The organism is Colwellia sp. BRX9-1 (assembly GCF_014077195.1).
GTDB lineage: Bacteria > Pseudomonadota > Gammaproteobacteria > Enterobacterales > Alteromonadaceae > Colwellia_A.
This window is the reverse complement of sequence record NZ_JACGVM010000009.1, coordinates 35,658-55,199: the sequence shown is the minus strand read 5'-3', so window position 1 is coordinate 55,199 and position 19,542 is coordinate 35,658. Positions and strand designations below refer to the sequence as shown.

At 38.5% G+C, this 19,542-nt stretch carries 17 protein-coding genes; 2 read left to right on the top strand and 15 right to left on the bottom strand.

The genetic code is table 11. From position 1 onward, the window contains the following. Nucleotides 1–48: 48 nt before the first annotated feature. From H4J76_RS10300 to yceD, 11 genes are all read right to left on the bottom strand, one after another. Nucleotides 49–960, bottom strand: coding sequence for a DNA polymerase III subunit delta' (locus H4J76_RS10300; RefSeq protein WP_182216865.1), 912 nt, complete (start codon nt 958–960; stop codon nt 49–51). 28 nt (nt 961–988) lie between these two features. Further along, nucleotides 989–1,618 (bottom strand): dTMP kinase, encoded by a 630-nt coding sequence (gene tmk, locus H4J76_RS10295; protein ID WP_070376504.1) that lies wholly within the window; start codon nt 1,616–1,618, stop codon nt 989–991. A 21-nt stretch (nt 1,619–1,639) separates the two neighbouring features. After that, entirely contained in the window at nt 1,640–2,638 is a 999-nt protein-coding gene (mltG, locus tag H4J76_RS10290; RefSeq protein ID WP_182216867.1) for an endolytic transglycosylase MltG, read from the bottom strand. A gap of 2 nt (nt 2,639–2,640) precedes the next feature. Continuing rightward, entirely contained in the window at nt 2,641–3,462 is an 822-nt protein-coding gene (pabC, locus tag H4J76_RS10285; RefSeq protein ID WP_182216869.1) for an aminodeoxychorismate lyase, read from the bottom strand. 93 nt (nt 3,463–3,555) lie between these two features. Next, nucleotides 3,556–4,794, bottom strand: coding sequence for a beta-ketoacyl-ACP synthase II (fabF, locus tag H4J76_RS10280; protein WP_182216877.1), 1,239 nt, complete (start codon nt 4,792–4,794; stop codon nt 3,556–3,558). Nucleotides 4,795–5,254: 460 nt separating this feature from the next. Further along, nucleotides 5,255–5,488 carry an acyl carrier protein gene (acpP, locus tag H4J76_RS10275; protein ID WP_070376501.1) on the bottom strand — a complete coding sequence of 78 codons (234 nt, stop codon included), beginning with the start codon at nt 5,486–5,488 and terminating at the stop codon, nt 5,255–5,257. 160 nt (nt 5,489–5,648) lie between these two features. Next, nucleotides 5,649–6,383 (bottom strand): 3-oxoacyl-ACP reductase FabG, encoded by a 735-nt coding sequence (fabG, locus tag H4J76_RS10270; RefSeq protein WP_070376500.1) that lies wholly within the window; start codon nt 6,381–6,383, stop codon nt 5,649–5,651. A gap of 8 nt (nt 6,384–6,391) precedes the next feature. Further along, on the bottom strand, nt 6,392–7,327 hold the full coding sequence (gene fabD, locus H4J76_RS10265; protein WP_182216871.1) for an ACP S-malonyltransferase: 936 nt from the start codon (nt 7,325–7,327) through the stop codon (nt 6,392–6,394). A gap of 121 nt (nt 7,328–7,448) precedes the next feature. Beyond that, nucleotides 7,449–8,450 (bottom strand): phosphate acyltransferase PlsX, encoded by a 1,002-nt coding sequence (gene plsX / locus H4J76_RS10260; protein ID WP_070377233.1) that lies wholly within the window; start codon nt 8,448–8,450, stop codon nt 7,449–7,451. A gap of 40 nt (nt 8,451–8,490) precedes the next feature. Continuing rightward, nucleotides 8,491–8,661, bottom strand: coding sequence for a 50S ribosomal protein L32 (gene rpmF / locus H4J76_RS10255; protein WP_070376498.1), 171 nt, complete (start codon nt 8,659–8,661; stop codon nt 8,491–8,493). Between the two features lie 47 nt (nt 8,662–8,708). After that, on the bottom strand, nt 8,709–9,221 hold the full coding sequence (gene yceD / locus H4J76_RS10250) for a 23S rRNA accumulation protein YceD (RefSeq protein ID WP_070376497.1): 513 nt from the start codon (nt 9,219–9,221) through the stop codon (nt 8,709–8,711). Nucleotides 9,222–9,340: 119 nt separating this feature from the next. On the opposite strand from yceD, the gene H4J76_RS10245 reads away from it, so the two are divergent. After that, a complete protein-coding gene (locus H4J76_RS10245; protein ID WP_070376496.1) occupies nt 9,341–9,940 on the top strand; it encodes a nucleoside triphosphate pyrophosphatase in 600 nt (199 codons plus the stop codon). Between the two features lie 121 nt (nt 9,941–10,061). On the opposite strand, the gene H4J76_RS10240 is transcribed toward H4J76_RS10245, so the two are convergent. Then, nucleotides 10,062–10,727, bottom strand: a complete 666-nt coding sequence (locus H4J76_RS10240; RefSeq protein WP_182216873.1) for an HAD-IA family hydrolase — start codon at nt 10,725–10,727, stop codon at nt 10,062–10,064. A gap of 112 nt (nt 10,728–10,839) precedes the next feature. Further along, nucleotides 10,840–11,787 carry a 23S rRNA pseudouridine(955/2504/2580) synthase RluC gene (rluC, locus tag H4J76_RS10235; RefSeq protein ID WP_070376494.1) on the bottom strand — a complete coding sequence of 316 codons (948 nt, stop codon included), beginning with the start codon at nt 11,785–11,787 and terminating at the stop codon, nt 10,840–10,842. Nucleotides 11,788–12,401: 614 nt separating this feature from the next. On the opposite strand from rluC, the gene rne reads away from it, so the two are divergent. Continuing rightward, the gene (gene rne, locus H4J76_RS10230; protein WP_182230533.1) at nt 12,402–15,377 is read left to right on the top strand and encodes a ribonuclease E; all 2,976 of its coding nucleotides are present in this window, start codon (nt 12,402–12,404) and stop codon (nt 15,375–15,377) included. 641 nt (nt 15,378–16,018) lie between these two features. Here rne and uvrB read toward each other — a convergent pair. Further along, nucleotides 16,019–18,016, bottom strand: coding sequence for an excinuclease ABC subunit UvrB (gene uvrB / locus H4J76_RS10225; protein WP_182175759.1), 1,998 nt, complete (start codon nt 18,014–18,016; stop codon nt 16,019–16,021). Next, nucleotides 18,016–19,389 carry an MATE family efflux transporter gene (locus H4J76_RS10220; RefSeq protein WP_182216278.1) on the bottom strand — a complete coding sequence of 458 codons (1,374 nt, stop codon included), beginning with the start codon at nt 19,387–19,389 and terminating at the stop codon, nt 18,016–18,018. Before H4J76_RS10220 ends, uvrB begins: the two co-directional genes overlap by 1 nt. Nucleotides 19,390–19,542 lie beyond the last annotated feature (153 nt).

Here is a 19,542-nt window from a genome sequence, read left to right as displayed (position 1 = left end):
AAGATGAATTGAGCTAATATTGCTTGCTATTCGCGCGTACTTATTTTTCTATTTTTCTTCTATAACTGCTGTTATGTCAACCAGTAGCTTTTCAAAGATGAATTGTTTGTTTGCTTGCATTAACAATTTAAGTTGTTTAATAGCAGACAAAACTAATTGATATATTGACCATATTACCTGCTCATTCAAGATAATGTCGCCTTTTAGCCAATTATATTGTTGGCGCATCAACTTAACCATGACTTTTTCTAACCAGCGAACGCTATTGGTGTTATCAACCAGTAAGCTTAATATTTCACTACGTTTAATGGTTTTATTTTGCAAAAAAGTAAAGAAACAGCTCTCAAAATGTTGGTATTGGTCATTAACAAAACTGTCAGAGAGTTCTTTTAAGTGACTCAAATTAACAAAAGGGTCGCTACCAGATTGCTTAAGCTCAGCTAATAATTTTTCACCAACCGGCGGCCGAATATCAATCACATAACAACGACTAATAATGGTCGGCAATAACGTTTCAACTTCAGAGGTTAATAAAACAATATAGTTATTAGCATTAGGTTCTTCGAGGGTTTTTAATAAGGCATTGGCCGCAGAGATAGTCATATGATGTGCTGCGGTTATTAATGTCGTTTTACAATGACCTATTTGCGCTGTTTTTTCGAAAAAACGACTCGCTTGTCTCACTTGATCAACACCAATACTTTTTCCGCCACTTTCAATAAGCAAATGGTCTGGGTAAGTATGACTTTTATGCAGTAAGCACGCCTTACAGACGTTACACGGTAAGATAATACCCTGCGAGTTTTGGGGTTTAGTACAAGACAAAGCATGAATAAGCCACAGCGAAAGATCACTTTTACCCGCGCCTTCGACACCATTGATCAAGATGGCATGCGGTAATTTTATTTGCGTTATTTGCTTTGATAACAAAAGTTGCTGTTGCTCTAACCAACTGTGCATTAGTGTTTCCTGCTAACGGTGATAGTCATTAATGACTTTTTAAAAATTCGTTTACCGCTAAGCGAATATTATTATGTACAACAGGCATAGGCGCACTGGCATCAATAATTTTAATCGTTTCATCGGCTAACGCAATTTCAAGATACTTATTACGGACACGATGAAAGAATTCTATTTTTTCTAATTCGATACGATCCAATGCCCCTCGAGCTTGCGCTCTTGCTAAACCTAGCTCAGGAGATATATCTAAATAGAGTGTTAACTGCGGCTTAAAGCCTTTTAAGGTCACTTGAGCAATCGTGTCCATAAGTTCATCGTTAAATTGTCTGCCACCCCCTTGATAAGCCCTTGAGCTTAAATCATGGCGGTCACCGATGACCCATTGACCTTTTTCTAATGCCGGAAGAATTCGATTCGCCATTAGCTGACTGCGGCTAGCGTACATCAATAATAATTCAGTTTCTTGTGTCAATATTTCTTGGTGATCGGCAGATTTCACGATATCGCGCAATGACTCCGCTAAAGGAGTGCCTCCCGGCTCTCGAGTATTAATAAAATCAATACCATGCTCGGTGAGTATTTTTTTAACCACTGAAATAGCTGAAGATTTTCCTGCCCCTTCAATACCTTCAATGACGATAAATTGACCTTTATTCATTTTTTACTTCTTATGCAATTTTTAGTTCAACTGATATTTTTTTACTGCCGCATTATGATCTTTTAAATTAGTTGAAAAGATATGCTGACCTTTGCCATTACTGACAAAATATAAATAATCTGTTGTTAATGGGTTTAACGCGGCATGTATGGCACTTTTACCAGGCATAGCGATAGGTGTAGGTGGCAAACCATTAATTCGGTAAGTATTATACGGTGTTTTCTCGCGCAAGTGACGATATTTGATGTCTCCTTGGTAACGTTCACCTAAACCGTAAATAACGGTTGGGTCAGTTTGCAGGCGCATCTTTTTGTTTAAACGGTTAAAAAATACCGATGAAATAATGCCATGCTCGGCATTTTTGCCACTTTCTTTCTCAATTATCGATGCCATGATCAACGCTTGATACTTATTTTTATAAGGTAAAGGTTCGGCGCGATTTTGCCACGCTAGATTTAATTCAACGGACATTTGTTGTTGAGCACGTTTTAACAATTCTATATCGGTAGTACCGGCAGTAAACGCGTAAGTTTCTGGGTAGAACAGCCCTTCGGGATTAACGTGTTCAATATTGAGTTTACTCGCGATATCAGCCACCGAAGTTTGCTGAAGCGTATGCACTAGGTTATCCGTTTCACTCAACTGCACTAACCATTCCTTAAAGGTTGTTCCTTCAATAAAAGTCACGGTAAATTGATGCTCTTTACCGGCAACTAATTGCGCCAACAAAACCTCGACAGAAACGTCTTTATTAATTTGATAAGTGCCCGCTTTTATATTCGCATACTCGGGCTTAAGTCGAACATAATTACGCATCCAAAAGCGCGTATTGAGCCAGCCATTTTTGATCAGTTGTTCTGAAAATCGACTAAACGAGGTACCGTCTTTAATGGTTAATAGTTGGGTGGATGAAATATTGAGCGGCTGTTTCATTTGATAAAAGGTATAGGCAACTAAAGAGGCGCTTAACATCACCACGGTGAAAAACGACACAGCAAATATTATCTTAATTTTTTTCATTTTTAGCAAATATCCTCAATAAACTTAGCCATATCACGACAAGGCATTAATGCTAATTTTTGATGTTGAAATTGTCTAACCGGCATAATACCCATAACACTGTTGCAAATAAACATCGCTTGGATATTAACAAGCGCAGCAAGTTTTACGTTAACGATCTCAATTTTACAATAATTACCCGTAGTCTGTAAGATATGATTACGCATTAACCCTTCGACACCTGACTCTTTTAGTTCTGGTGTGTACCAAACATTATTTTTCAGCCAAAAGACATTCGCCGCACTTGCTTCAACAATATTATCAAAATAATTTAGTACTAATAAATCATCTTCTGCTCGGTTATCGACTTCCTGGCGAACAAGCACCTGCTCAAGACGATTAAGGTGTTTTATCCCTGAGAGTAAAGAGCTAATACCTAACTTCAATGAAGATACGCCCAAATGAAGACCTTGTTGTTGCATGTTTGCATAATGTTCAGGAAAAGGGTGAAAAGTAATAATAACGTTACTTGTTTGGCAGCCTTGTCGAGAATATCCTCGCCCGCCATCACCTGCCGTTATAATCACTTTTGCTACAGACAAAGTATAACGCTCTGCTACAGCCATTAATTCAATAATGACTTTATTCATATCTGGCAAGGGAATATTGAGCGTTTTACAGCTCATGGTTAATCGTTCAATGTGAGCCGCTAATTGTTCAACTTTACCATCGAGCACTTTCGCAGTAGTAAAAACGCCGTCACCATAAGCTAAGCCGCGATTATTGATTGAAAGGTGTTGCTCTACTTGACCATTAACACTTTGATAATACATATTGGGTTTCATTAGAAATAGAAAAGCCTGAATACTGATGACTAGTATTCAGGCTTAAACAATTAACTGCAAGGTTTAGTTGATGATATTTCTCGGTTATTGCGCTTAAACTTTTTTAAAGATTAATGAACCGTTCGTACCACCAAAGCCAAAAGAATTACATAAAGCATATTCTAAATTGGCGTCACGTGCCGTATGAGCAATATAATCTAAATCACAACCTTCGCTGGGATTATCTAAATTTATTGTCGGTGGTACCACATTATTCATTAAGGCTTGCACAGTAAAAATAGTTTCAACTGCACCTGCTGCGCCCAACAAATGACCCGTCATTGACTTTGTAGAACCCATCATAAGTTTATAAGCATTGTCGCCAAATACCGACTTTACTGCGTTGGTTTCGGCAATATCACCTGCGGGTGTTGATGTACCATGAGCATTAATATAACCAATTTTACTTTGGTCAACTTTTGCATCATTAATTGCATTAATCATCGCGCGCGCGCCACCTTCGCCATTGGCAGGTGGCGAGGTCATATGGTAAGCATCTGCACTCATACCAAAGCCAACCAGCTCAGCATAAATTTTTGCACCACGCGCTTTTGCATGTTCAAATTCTTCAAGCACTAGAACACCTGCGCCATCGCCCAGTACAAAGCCGTCGCGGTCTTTGTCCCAAGGACGTGAAGCTTGCTCTGGTGCATCATTACGCGTTGATAACGCTCGTGCAGCACCAAAACCGCCAATACCCGTCCGTGTTGAAGCTTTCTCAGCTCCACCGGCTAACATAGCGTCAGCATCGCCATAAGATATCATACGAGCCGCATGACCAATATTATGCACACCACTTGTACAAGCAGTTGCAATAGAAATATTAGGGCCTCTTAAGCCGTGCATCATCGACAAGTGACCAGAAATCATATTTATAATGGTGGAAGGCACAAAAAATGGTGATAACTTGCGAGGACCTGCATTAAGCATTTTCTCAACGTTTTCTTCAATTAATCCTAGGCCGCCAATACCAGCACCAACAGCAACACCAACTCTGTGGGTGTTTACATCATCAATTTCAAGACCTGAGTCTTTAAAAGCCTGTATACCTGCGGCAACACCATATTGAATAAAAAGATCCATTTTCTTGGCTTCTTTTCGTGCAATATAATCTTCTGCATTAAAGTTTTTAATTAAACCTGCAAACTTAGTGGTGTATACAGAGGTATCAAAATGTTCAATATTACTAATGCCACTTTTACCCAGCAGTAAATTTTGCCAAGTAGATTCAGGACAGTTGCCCAAAGGGCTTAACATACCAAGACCGGTAACAACAACGCGTCTCATGACTATGTGCCTCCGCTAAGAGTTTATAAGGAAAAGAAATCGTTATATTCTCATGTTGAGAAAATAACAATATATACCCGATCCACTTCAAGATGCAGTTTCAGAATTAAGCTAGGAAGTCAGAAAAGGCGCGATACGAGGACAGTAGTTATTCCCTTACCAAGTATTGTAACGATGAGCTCGTTTTATAGCTTATCTGCAACGTTATTGATTTCAACAATAGAATAACTATTCTCTTCAATCAATGTTTTGGCCATACGGATATAAGTACTTAAGTTATGTGTGGAACGATAACCTGTGTCGCTTACTCTTTATCGACTGCTGAAACCTGCATCTTGAAGTGGTACGAGTATGAATCGTAGATAAAAAAACAGGCGGTAAAAACCGCCTGAATGTGTACTTTAAATTCTCATTTAAAAGCCTGGCTTGAAAACCAGTAACTAAAAACTAATAATTAACGTTGTAATTATTGGTTAGCAGTAACGTAATCAACAGCTGCTTGTACAGTTGTGATTTTTTCAGCTTCTTCATCTGGAATTTCAGTATCAAATTCTTCTTCTAACGCCATGACTAATTCAACAGTGTCTAAAGAGTCAGCACCTAGGTCGTCAACAAAAGAAGAGCTAATTTTAACTTCTTCTTCACTTACACCTAATTGTTCAACTGTAATTTTTCTTACGCGTTCTTCAATAGTACTCATTTTTTTTCCTTTCTAGAAAATATAATTTTTCGTAATTGTGTGTAGTTTATTCGTCAACAGCCTAGCTTGCAAGCTTCTAATTTTAATTTTCGTCTGGTCTAACCTGTTGACTGCTCTAAATTTGTTCAATTTGTTGGTTCAATAATATTAAGCCAACTAATTAAACCATATACATACCGCCGTTTACATGCAATGTTTCGCCAGTAATATATGCTGCACCATCGGAAGCTAGAAAAACAACTGCGTTAGCAATTTCTTCTGGCTTACCTAAGCGATTTGCCGGTACTTGAGAAAAAATACCTTCTTTTTGCTCATCTGTTAAGGTTTGTGTCATATCGGTATCGATAAATCCCGGCGACACAGTATTAACAGTTATGCCACGAGATGCAACCTCACGCGCTAATGATTTTGTAAAACCAATCAATCCAGCTTTTGCGGTTGCATAGTTTACTTGCCCAGCATTGCCCATAGTGCCAACTACTGAGCCAATATTAATAATGCGACCATTGCGTTTTTTCATCATAGCGCGAATAACCGCTTTACTGATTTTAAACACAGATGAAAGATTAGTATCAATAATATCTTGCCATTCATCATCTTTCATTCGCATAAATAAATTGTCACGCGTAATACCCGCATTATTGACTAAGATATCAATGCCACCATGATTCTCTTTGATCGCTACAAACATAGCGGCAATAGAATCATTGTCAGTAACGTTAAGCACTAAACCATGACCTTCGCCTAGATATTCACTAATGTTATCAGCGCCATGTGCAGATGTTGCCGTACCTAATACCGTTGCACCTAAAGCTTTAAATTGGCTTGCAATGGCTTTGCCGATACCGCGACTTGCGCCAGTAACTAAGACGACTTTTCCTTCAAAAGAAAACATAATTTACCCTATTTAATTGTTTCTAATGCTTTAGTTAATGATACTTGATCATTAACTGAAACACTGGTGATTGTTTTGTCGATGCGTTTAATTAACCCTAGTAACACTTTACCTGGACCAGCTTCTACGACGAGTGAAACACCGCTTTTTGCGAGTAGCTCTATCGTTTCTGTCCAACGTACTGGACTGTACAATTGCTTTATCAAGGCTAATTTTATTGCTTCAACATCTGTTTCTGCAACAACATCAACATTATTTACTACGGGAATTTCTGGTGTATTAAAAGTGATATTATTAAATGCTTCAGCGAGCTTGTCTGCGGCATCTTTCATCAATGCGCAATGCGATGGCACGCTTACCGGTAAAGGTAGCACGCGTTTTGCGCCCGCTTCTTTACATAAGACACCGGCACGTTCTACCGCAGCTTTATGACCGGCAATAACGACTTGTCCTGGCGAGTTAAAATTAACAGCCGCAACTACTTCGTTATCTTGTGCTTTTTCACAGGCATCAATAATCGCTTGGTCATCAAGACCAATAATAGCAGCCATAGCGCCGACGCCCTCAGGTACAGAGGCTTGCATAAATTCGCCACGTTTCTCTACTAACTTAACACCTTCTGTTAAAGAGATTACACCCGCACAAACTAATGCTGAATATTCCCCTAAACTGTGACCCGCTAACATTGCCGGTTTACAATCAGACTGTGATGACCATAAACGCCATAATGCAACACTGGCCGTTAATAGTGCCGGTTGAGTAAAGTTTGTTTGATTGAGCTTTTCAACAGGACCCTGCGCAACTAATTGCCAAAGGTTATAACCTAAAGCAGCAGACGCTTCTGAAAAAGTATTTTGTACGACTTCATTGTCAGCAAAATCAGCTAACATACCAACAGTTTGTGAACCTTGGCCGGGAAAAACAAACGCTAAATTATTTTGCATTTTATTACCTAATGTTTATTTGTGTTTTAATTAAAGGTGTATTGATGATACTTAATGGATTATTTTCTTGATAAAAAGATAATGCTTTAAATACGCTTTACGTTAACTCAATACTAATAATTTATTTGCGACCACAAGCAAAACCATTTTCAAGTTTGTCTTTTATTTTTTCTGGCACTTGACGTTCAATTTCTTTTATCGCCTCTAATATCGCCATATAAAAAGCTTTTGAACTGGCATCACCGTGACTCTTGACCACAATACCGCGTAATCCTATCAGACTTGCGCCGTTATACTGGTCGGGGTTCAGGGGTTTAAAGAGTTTTTTTAACGTTGAGGACAATAAACGTCCAACAATTCGGGTAAAAAGGTTGCGAGACAGCACAGTATTCATTTTTTGGTAGACTAAACGAGCAACACCTTCACAGGTTTTCAGTGCAACATTACCGACAAAGCCATCACAAACAATCACATCTGCTTTGTTGGTGAAAATATCATTACCTTCGACAAAGCCGATATAATTAATGTCACTGTTTTGCGCTAATTTTGCTGCGGTTTGTTTTATATGGTCACTGCCCTTCATTTCTTCTTCACCCATATTCAACAAAGCTATACGTGGCGATTTAATGCCATCGACCTGCTCAGCCATAACAGAGCCCATAACAGCAAACTGATACAAAACATTAGAGTCACAAAAAACATTTGCACCTAAATCGAGCATAAAAACATGTTTGTTTTCATCATGAGTAGGAAGAGAAGAAATTAATGCTGGACGTTCAACACCAACAAGTGTTTTCAAAACGAAATGGGCCATTGAAAAAAGTGCACCGGTATTGCCAGCACTTACACAGGCTTGTGCTTTGTTTTCATGAACAAGGTCAAGTGACTTTCGCATTGAAGAATTTTTTTTGTTACGCAAGGCAACAATAGGTTTATCGTCCATAGCCACTATTTGAGTGGTTGGAAAGATGGTTAGTTGGGGGTGGTTAGCACACTGACGTTTGGATAATTCAGCGTTAATAATATCGACATCACCGCAAAGAATGAGATGAAGTTCTGGAATGTTTTTCACTGCTAAGATGGCAGCAGGAATTGTTATAAGGGGGCCTTTATCGCCCCCCATAACATCTAACGCTATGGTTAGACTTTTCAAAGCAATCAGCTTACTTGTTGATTACTTGAACACCTTTGTAAAAGCCATCAGCTGTTACATGATGACGACGGTGTGTTTCACCAGATACTGGATCTACTGATAAGTTTTCTGTTGTTACTGCGTCATGTGAACGGCGCATGCCACGTCTTGAACGAGACTTTTTGCTCTTTTGAACTGCCATTAGCTACTCCTAAAAATCGGTTAATCGTTATTAATTAAATAAGTTGTTTATTTAAATTTCTGTAATATATCAAATGGGTTTGGTTTTTCAAGCTCTTCAGGCAATTCGCCCCATACACTGTCAACTGATGCCTGACATTGACTGGGCTCATGCATTGCAATTAACGGAATTGCGAGTAATAACTCTTCTTCCACTAATTCTAGCAGGTTAACTTCACCATTTTCATCTAATTCTATTGCGTCATAATATGACGGCAATGCTTCAGCGGCTTCATCATCTTTAGCAGGACTTAGAGTAAACTCTACATCCAAATCTATTATCAATGGTTCAGTACAACGCTGACAAGTTAATGCTACTGATACGGATCCTGTTCCTGATATGACATTCAAGCCGAGATCGTCCACATCAAAATTAACATTAACCTGCATCTGCTCATTGCATGGAGTACACACTTCAAGCAATCTATTCATCCCCGACACTTCAAAGAAGCCGTCACACACCAACCTGCGTTGGGCGCTCTTTCGGGGGTTTATCATTATCGGGAGTTTAAGATTTTGCATAAGGCGCGCATATTAATGTGCTTGCCCCCTGCTGTCAAAAGAAAAATAACAATTTTTGTTTAAAAATTAAAGAAAGCCCACATATTATTGTATAACTGTTTATATTTTGAGTAATTCCTGTGAAAACTTTAGTTTTAGCTTCTACATCGCCTTTTCGAAAAATTATTTTAGAAAAGTTAAATTTAGCTTTTGATTGTGCAAAACCTAATGTCGATGAAACACCATTAATTAACGAAACAGCCATTGAACTTGTCGAACGTTTAGCCGTAGAAAAAGCAAAGGCTGTTGCCAGTCAATTTCCGAATGCGCTGATTATTGGTTCAGATCAAGTGGCTTTGTCTGCAGGAAAGATATTAGGTAAACCGCATAATTTTGAAAATGGCTTTAAACAACTGAGCAGCTTTAGCGGCAAAGCGGTAGAGTTTCATACGGGTTTATGTGTGTTCGACAGTTCAACAGGAAAAAGTCTCTCGTTGGTTGATTTATTCACCGTACACTTTAAAGAACTTTCTGCACAAGAAATTACTGCCTATTTGCATGCCGAAGAGCCTTATAACTGCGCAGGGAGTTTTAAAAGTGAAGGACTAGGTATTTGCTTATTTGAAAAGCTTGAGGGGGATGATCCTAATACCCTAATAGGTTTACCGTTAATTAGACTGATTAGTTTACTTAAAGCGCAGGGGTTAGATGTGTTACAAGAGCAACGAAAACAGCAATAGTACCCGTCGTTTAATCGGTGTGTATAATAGCCGAGTTAACTGAGCTTAGTTGCTGGCAGCAACGTTTGCTATTTGACTAAGCAATCAAATAGTAAACAGTTAATGACAATAGCGACAGGTGTTACCCCTTAACCGCCCTATTTAACAATAATTGATGTAGTTCAGCCAATGAGCCAACAATCGCTTTTGGTTGATACTTTGACAGCACGTCTTCATCGTGGACACCATAAGTTACCCCAATACTATCAACCCCTGCTCTTTGCGCCATTTCAAGGTCAAAAGAAGTATCACCTATCATCACCGCTTGATGCTTTTCAATCTTTAATTCTTTTAACAAACTATTGATCATATCTGGATCAGGTTTAGAAATACTTTCATCGGCACATCGAGAGGCATGGAAAAAGTGTTCGGTATCACTCGTTAACCAAACACGTTGTAAACCTGCTCGCGCTTTTCCTGTCGCAACCGCTAAAAACTTATCTTCATTTTTTAAATTAACTAATAATTCAAGCGCATGATCAAATAATGGGGTTGGCGTAGTATTTACTTCAACATATTGGTGCTTATATTGTGCCGTTAATAATTGTACCTGCTCTTCATTAGCCTGAGGAAATAACGTTGCAATTGCTTTAGGTAGACTTAAGCCGATAATTTGTTTCGCTTGATGATAACCCGGTGGTGCAAGTGATAATGCAACAGCTGTGGCTTGCATTGAGAAAACAATACGATCGACAGAGTCCATTAATGTGCCGTCCCAGTCAAAAATCACTAATTTATAGTTGTGCATATTTTCTCTTTTAGTCATTTAATAATTAAGGTCTATTTGCTAAGAAGTGTTTAGGTTTATAAGGAAGATAATGGCGTGAAGCTAAATTTACTTTAGTATCACGCCAGAGGAATTACTTTAGTTTTGTTAGTAAATTTTGTAAGGAATGCTCTAACGGTGCTTCTATTTTAATTCTTTCATCGGTACTTGGATGAGTAAATTCGATACTAGCCGCATGTAAAAATAAGCGCTTAAGTCCTAGTTTTCTCATGTCTTCGTCAAAGTTTTCATAGCCATATTTTGAATCACAAGCGATAGGGTGACCTTTAATTTGACAATGCACACGAATTTGATGAGTACGACCCGTAACCGGAAAGGCGCGAATGAGTGTGGCATTTTCAAAGTTTTTTAACACTTTAAAACGCGTTTCTGATTCTTTACCATTAATGTTATCGACAACAACGACACGTTCACCCGATTTTAAATCATTCTTTTTCAAGCCTTCCGTTACACGGGTTAATTTAGTCGACCATTGTCCCTTAACTAAGGCATGATAAAATTTCTGCACCGTTTTATTACGCAACTGTTCATGTAAGTGACGTAAAGCTGAACGTTTTTTAGCAATAACTAAACAGCCTGAAGTATCTCTATCGAGTCGATGAACAAGTTCAAGCATTCTTGCGTCGGGGCGTAAAGCTCGCATGGCTTCAATTAAACCAAAACTTAAACCACTACCACCATGAACTGCCATGCCGGAAGGTTTGTTAATAACAATTAAACGGTCATCTTCGAACAATATTTGTTTTTCTAAATTAGCGACAATATTTAACTTAGTAGACACTTCATTAGTATTTTCAGAAATACGAATGGGCGCAACACGAATCAGATCCTCATCTTGTATTTTGTATTCTGGTTTAGTCCGTTTTTTATTAGCCCTTATCTCGCCTTTTCTTAATAGGCGATAAATCATGCTTTTCGGCACACCTTTTAAGGTTTTTAATAAAAAGTTATCTATTCTTTGACCAGCGTCTTCGCTATCGATTGTATAAAATCGAACTTGGGGTTTTGTATTTTCATTCATAAAAGCGAGTTTAACATATATATTTTCATTTTAGCGTAATTAACTCAGCGATTTAATTGCCTTTTGCCTCAATTAAGTGGGATAATCTTGGCGTTATTGTTTATTTAAGACAATAAGGTAAAAAATAGAAGCTTTTAGCGAAACGTAAGAGGCAAAATGCGGCCACATTAATGTGCGTTATCACGATAAATTATTATCGACGACACATTAACCGAACGGCCTATTGCAAGAATTGACCTGAATAACAAGTCAAAAAACGGCATAAACATTTTAGTCCCGCGCAACGAAAGCTATTTTGTAATGATATAAACCAAATTAGATAAATTTCCATCGAGCAACAAACCGAATAGTAAGCCAAAACGCCGAATTTCAAACTGCTCAACAAATATCAATTTGATAATATCGAGCACAGCACAATTTGCTGCGCGCATGAAGAAACAATTTTTCTTGGGTGAATATCACCTGAGAGTACAATCAGATTAAATAACAGCTTACAGCGCACTATGGCGCTGTAATATGACACCCGAGAGGCTGACAAATTGCTGTTACCATAGCGATAAATTGCTTTGTGTTCGAAGCTTATAGTGTTGTGACTAAAATGAGTCACTAAAACTATGAAACGTATGTTAATTAACGCTACACAATCGGAAGAGTTACGTGTAGCACTTGTCGATGGTCAACAACTTTATGATTTAGATATCGAAAGTCCTGGTCATCAACAAAAGAAATCAAATATTTATAAAGCAAAAATCACGCGTATAGAGCCGTCTCTAGAAGCTGCATTTGTTGACTATGGCGCCGAACGTCATGGTTTCCTACCGATGAAAGAAATCGCACGCGAATATTTCCCTAAAGGTTATACCTTTCAGGGTCGTCCAAATATCAAAGAAGTCTTGCGCGAAGGCCAAGAAGTTATAGTTCAAATTGATAAAGAAGAACGCGGCCAGAAAGGCGCAGCGTTAACGACTTTCATCAGTTTAGCCGGTAGTTACTTGGTATTAATGCCAAATAATCCTCGTGCTGGTGGTATTTCTCGTCGCATTGAAGGCGATGAACGCACAGATTTAAAAACCTCTTTAAACAAATTAGAATTACCTAAAGGCATGGGCTTAATTGTTCGCACTGCTGGTGTTGGTAAAGACTATGAAGAATTAGACTGGGATTTAAACGTTCTTTTACACCATTGGAAAGCCATTTCAGAAGCGGCAGAAACTAAACCTGCTCCCTTCCTAATTCACCAAGAAACTAACGTTATCCTTCGTGCTATTCGTGACTATTTACGCCGCGATATCGGTGAAGTATTAATTGATCGCCCGAAAACATTCGAAAGTGTTAAAAAACATATAGAAGTGGTTCGTCCTGATTTCTTAAGTAAAATAAAACTCTACACGAACGATGTTCCCCTATTTACCCATTACCAAATTGAAACACAAATCGAATCTGCGTTTCAGCGTGAAGTAAGACTTCCTTCTGGTGGCTCAATTGTTATTGACCCAACTGAAGCAATGACATCAATCGATGTTAACTCTGCCCGCGCAACTAAAGGTAGTGATATAGAAGAGACCGCATTTAACACTAACTTAGAAGCTGCTGAAGAAGTTGCTCGTCAATTACGTTTACGTGATTTGGGTGGTTTAGTGGTTATTGATTTTATTGACATGACACCTGTGCGTCATCAACGTGAAGTTGAAAATCGCATGCGTGATGCTGTAAAACAAGATAGAGCTCGTATTCAATTAGGTCGAATTTCTCGTTTTGGTTTATTAGAAATGTCGCGTCAACGTTTACGCCCTTCTATCGGTGAAACTAGCCAAGGCGTTTGTCCTCGTTGTAATGGTACTGGACACGTACGTAGTGTTGAATCATTAGCCTTGTCTATTTTGCGTTTAATGGAAGAAGAAGCCATTAAAGAAAATACGCAACATGTACAAGCTCAAGTACCTGTACCTGTAGCGACTTATCTTTTGAATGAAAAGCGTCGTTCAGTATTTCATATCGAAAAACATCACGGCGTTAATATTCTTATTATTCCTAATCCTCATATGGACACACCACAATATGAAGTCATTAGAGTAAGAACCGACGAGAGTGTTGAAGAAGCAAGCTACGAAAGAACCATTACTGAAGCTTCAGTTGAAGAAGCTGTAATGCCTAAATTCGATAAGCAAGCCGCTAAACGTGACGAGCCAGCCTTGCAAGGCATGTCTTCACCTAAGCAATCAGCACCGTTAACCGCCGTAAAACCTGTAGCGCCTGTAGCTCCAGTAAAAGCATCTGCGGGCTTATTTGATGGTTTAATTAAGTGGGGTAAATCACTCTTCGCTGCTGAAGAGGAAGTTGCACCTAAAGTTGTTGAACCTGCAAAGAAACCTGAAAGCAACAACAGTGAACGTCGTCCGCAACGTGGTCGTCAAGGTCAACGTCGTAACAATAATAATCGTAACGAAAACCGCAACGATAACAGAAATGTTAATCGTAACGACAAACGTAATGATACTCAAAATGAAGATCGTGCTGATATCAAGCCAGTCATTAATGACAATAAAGACAACATTAATGAAAATAAAGATAACAAGCCGAATAAACAGCCTCGTAAAGCGCCAGTAGAGCGTAATACTAAGCCTAAAGAAGAAAAAACTACAGTACGTCGTCAACGTCGTAACAACAGTAAAAAAGTACGTATTGTTGATGAAAACTCAACGGTTGTTAATAACGCTGCGTTAAGCAAAATAGCCGCAGAAGAAAAGGCTCAAGTAGTCGCGACTATCGACGAAGCGGTAACCGTTGAAACAGTAACTACACAAGCCGATGCTACCCAGCCAGAGCTTAGTGAGACTAAAACTAGTGATGAACAGCGTCCTAGAAACCGTCGTTCACCTAGGCACTTACGCTCTAATGGACAACGTCGTCGTCAACCTGCTGAAAATCAGGCAGTTGATGTTAACGCAGCATTAGTAACAACTGAAGTTAGTGAAGACCCTGTTGAAGCAAGATATCCTGAAACACCTGTAGTTGAAACGCCAGTTGTTGAAGCACCAGTTGTTGAAACACCTGTAGTTGAAACGCCTGTTGTTGAAACACCTGTTGTTGAAGCACCTGTTGTTGAAACCACGGTTGTTACCACACCGTTAGTTGAAACAACGATCGTTGAAACGACCACGGTTGATACACCGGTAGCTGAAAAGCCAGCAGTTGAAACAACTGTTGTAGCAACAACGACGGTTGAGACAACAGTGGTTGAAACGACGACTGTTGAAACAAGCAAAGCAGAAGTTCAACAAGATTTACCTTTTGATGAACCTCAAGTTGCAGAGCAAGAAGTTGAAACTGCGGTTGAAAAGCCAAAGCGCGTTATTTCAAGAAAACCAAGCCCTAAAGTGAGCTCAAAAGCCGGGAAAGTTTCTAGTAAAGGTAGTAAGCCAGGTAAATCATCTGCGCCAATGACTAAAACAGAATCAATTACCACCATGAATGAAGTTCCTACGGACTTCATTGCTAGTGAAGATCGTGTCAAGCATGCTTCATCGGGTAAAATGGCAAGAGTATCTAACGCAGTAAGTCGTAGTGGTGCAGGTCCAACTAAACCATAGGCCTATATAGCGTATATATTTACCACTAGGTAAAATTAAAAAAACCAGTCACTAGACTGGTTTTTTATTGTCTACGATAGAGTAAAACACCCTTTACAAAGCGGTAAAGGGTCGTTTATTGAGATAAAAACGCCTAAGGGAAATTTAAATTGACCTTAATAGAGATGTCTACAGCGATCATAAAATTTTAAATATCATCAAACATCACATAGTTAGCACTAAAGTACCTCTTACTTATAAAACAAGGTTGCAAACAAAGGGTTTTAATTCCTAAAACATATAACCCTTCCGCTGAGATACTCTAAACTTAAACTGAGCTTAATGGGGTAAGATCATCGTCTCATACCATTAATCACCGTTAGATTGGCTTATGAATAAAGGAGCATAAAGTTATTTAAGTTTCAGAGGTAATGTATATGAGTGTTATTTGGAAGAATCATGCAAGTCGACTGGTGGACTTCGTTAATAATAATAACGAAGTTCAAGCACATCTTTATCTTGAACAGCTAATGCTGTTTCCTTTAGATATTCAAGATAAAATAATCAATGACATTAGCCACTTGCCATATTGCAATTGTGAGTCCGTCTCAAACATCATCAGCCAATATATGATGTTTGAGCTTAAGTGATGACAAATCTATTTAACGAGATAGCTGCTGTTCTCTTAATTTTGCCACTTCATCACGTAAATTAGCAGCTTGTTCAAACTCTAGATTTTGAGCATGGTTAAGCATTTCACTTTCAAGCTGCTTAATTTTTTTATCAATATCTTTAATTGATAATATTTTATAATCTGAAGCTTGCTCAGCTACATTTAATAAGGTGTTACTTGAAGATACCGTACCATTATGAAGTGCATCACTAATTTTGCTAATGACTCCCCGAGGCGTAATGTTATTATCAAGGTTGTATTGATGTTGCATCTCACGTCTTCGTTCAGTTTCATCAATCGCTTTTTTCATAGAGCCAGTGATCTTCGCCGCATATAAAATAGCTCGACCATTAATATTACGGGCAGCACGTCCAATCGTTTGAATAAGTGAACGCTCTGAGCGTAAAAATCCCTCTTTATCTGCATCTAAAATCGCCACTAAGGAGACTTCTGGCATATCTAAACCTTCACGTAACAAGTTAATACCAACGAGCACATCAAACTTACCTAAACGAAAGTCACGAATAATTTCAACACGCTCTACGGTATCAATGTCAGAATGTAAATAACGGGCTTTTACATTATGTTCATCTAAGTAATCAGTAAGGTCTTCTGCCATTCGCTTGGTTAGCGTGGTCGCTAAAACACGCTCTTGTATCACGACACGTTTTCGAATTTCTGATAATAAGTCATCTACTTGTGTTTCGACTGGACGAACTTCGATGATAGGATCAAGTAAGCCTGTTGGACGAACTAATTGCTGAGCAATTTCATTACCTGACTTTTCAATCTCGTAATTACTTGGTGTCGCTGAAACATAAATAGTTTGTGGCGCTAACGCTTCAAACTCATCAAACTTCATCGGACGGTTATCCAATGCAGATGGCAAACGAAAGCCATAGTTCACTAGGTTTTCTTTACGAGAACGATCGCCTTTATACATAGCACCTATTTGCGGCACGGTTACATGCGATTCATCAATAATTAATAAACCATCGTCAGGTAAATAATCAAATAAAGTCGGTGGTGCTTCCCCTTCCCCACGCCCTGATAAGTAACGAGAATAATTTTCAATACCCGAGCAATAACCCAGCTCTGTCATCATTTCAATATCGAATTGAGTACGTTGCACGATGCGTTGCTCTTCAATTAAGCGGTTATTATCCTTTAAAAAAGTTGCTCGCTCTTTTAACTCGATTTTAATTTTATCTATTGCTGATAAAATTTTATCTCTTGGGGTCGCGTAATGTGTTTTAGGGTATACGGTTACTCGATCTAGCGTGCGGTCAACTTGTCCAGTCAGCGGATCGAACATCGACAAACGTTCTATTTCTTCGTCGAACAATTCAACACGTAACGCCAAACGATCTGATTCAGCAGGAAATATGTCAATAACATCACCGCGCACCCGATAAGTTGCTCGTTGAAAAGCTACATCGTTACGCTTGTACTGTAATTCAGCTAAGCGTCGTAAAATATCGCGCTGGTTGATAATATCGCCAACACTAATGTGTAGCATCATCTTTAAATACGAGTCGGGGTCACCCAAACCATAAATAGCAGACACTGAAGCGATAATGATAACATCTCTACGCTCTAGCAAGGCCTTAGTAGCCGACAAGCGCATTTGTTCGATATGTTCGTTTACAGAGGCGTCCTTCTCTATAAAAGTATCTGTTGTTGGCACGTAAGCTTCTGGTTGATAATAATCATAATAAGAAACAAAGTATTCAACCGCATTATTTGGAAAGAACTCTTTCATCTCACTATAAAGTTGTGCAGCAAGGGTTTTATTGGGGGCAATCATCATTGTTGGACGATTTAAGGTTGCAACAACATTGGCAATAGTAAAGGTTTTTCCTGAGCCAGTAACACCTAATAGCGTTTGATGCGCTAAGCCATCTCCAATACCATCAACTAACTGTTTAATCGCTGCTGGTTGGTCACCATTAGGGGTGTAATCTGACTTTAAATCCATTGATTTCATTAAGAAACATCCTTTGCTTGGGTAAGTTCATGCGGAAATTGTTTATCAAATAAACGGTATGAAATTATCGCCATAATAAAATTGCCAAAGACTCCACCAATGAAAAATCCTTCAAGACCATAATAAACACTGCCTAAATAGGCTAAAGGCACATAACAAACAAAAAGTCGGATAGCGCTAAGCACTAATGCGACTAACGGCTTATGAAGTGCATTAAAAGAAGAATTAGTTAAAATAATGACGCCTTGAAAACCATAACCTAAGGGAAGTATCCAAATAAAAAGTACAATAATATCTGCTACCGCTTGTTCTTTAGAGAAAACATCGGCGATAAATGGCGCAATTAACACCAGTAGAAAATAAATAAGTAATTGTAATACCATGATAAACTTTGTTGATGCTTTATAGCTTGTCTCAACCCTATGCATATTACCAGCACCAAAATTTTGGCTAATAAAAGGAGGTAAAGTCATCGACATAGCCAGCACAACTAAACAAGCTATAGATTCAATACGAGAGCCAACACCAAAGGCTGCAACAGCCGACTCACCATAATTTGCTACAATAGCGGTTAAAATAGCAGCGGCTATTGGCGTAAGCATATTAGCCCCCGCTGCTGGTAAACCGATATGTAAAATACCTCGACTCGACGCAATAAATGTTTTCAAAGGTAACAGCGTAGTGTGAATTAATTGTCGCTTTATACCAACAATATATAAAACCAATAAGAGTCCAAAAACCCAAGAGATTAGCGTCGCAATAGCCGCACCTTGTATTCCCATGGCCGGTATAGGACCTAATCCAAAAATAAAAATAGGATCTAATATCGCATTAATTAAACCGGCACTGCCCATAATTATGCTTGGCGTTTTGGTATCACCGGATGCTCTTAAAATAGCGTTACCTATCATAGGTCCAATTAAACAAATACTGCCAATAAACCAGATATCCATGTATTGATGAATAAGCGGTAATAAACTTTCACTCGCTCCCAGTAATAAAAAGGTTTCATCAATAAAATAATAACCAACACAAGATATAATACCGACAATTATTGCCGCTAAATATATCGCTGCTGTGCCTGAGTTTTTTGCAGAATCATCATTACCTTTACCTAAGGCTTTGGCAATAACAGCTGATGTGCCAATACCCAAACCTATGGTTAAACTGATCACGGTAAAGGTAATAGGAAAGGTAAAGCTGATTGCTGCGAGAGGTTGTGTACCGAGTAAACCAACGAAAAAAGTATCAACCAAGTTAAAAGTCATTAACAAAACCATACCGTATATCATAGGTATAGTCATACGTTTAATGGTTTCTGCAACAGGGTCTTCGAGTAAATTGATTTTTTTCTTTTTATTTATTTCGGTCATTTAAAGGTAGCTTTTGCTTGTCTTTGCAGGAGAATAGCAAAGTATTGTAAAAGATAGTGATAAGACTCGCTATGTATATATTTTATTTCAACTTCATTTTAATTTTTTATATAAATTTAATGTTAAAAAGAAATAAATAATAACGTTGAAATA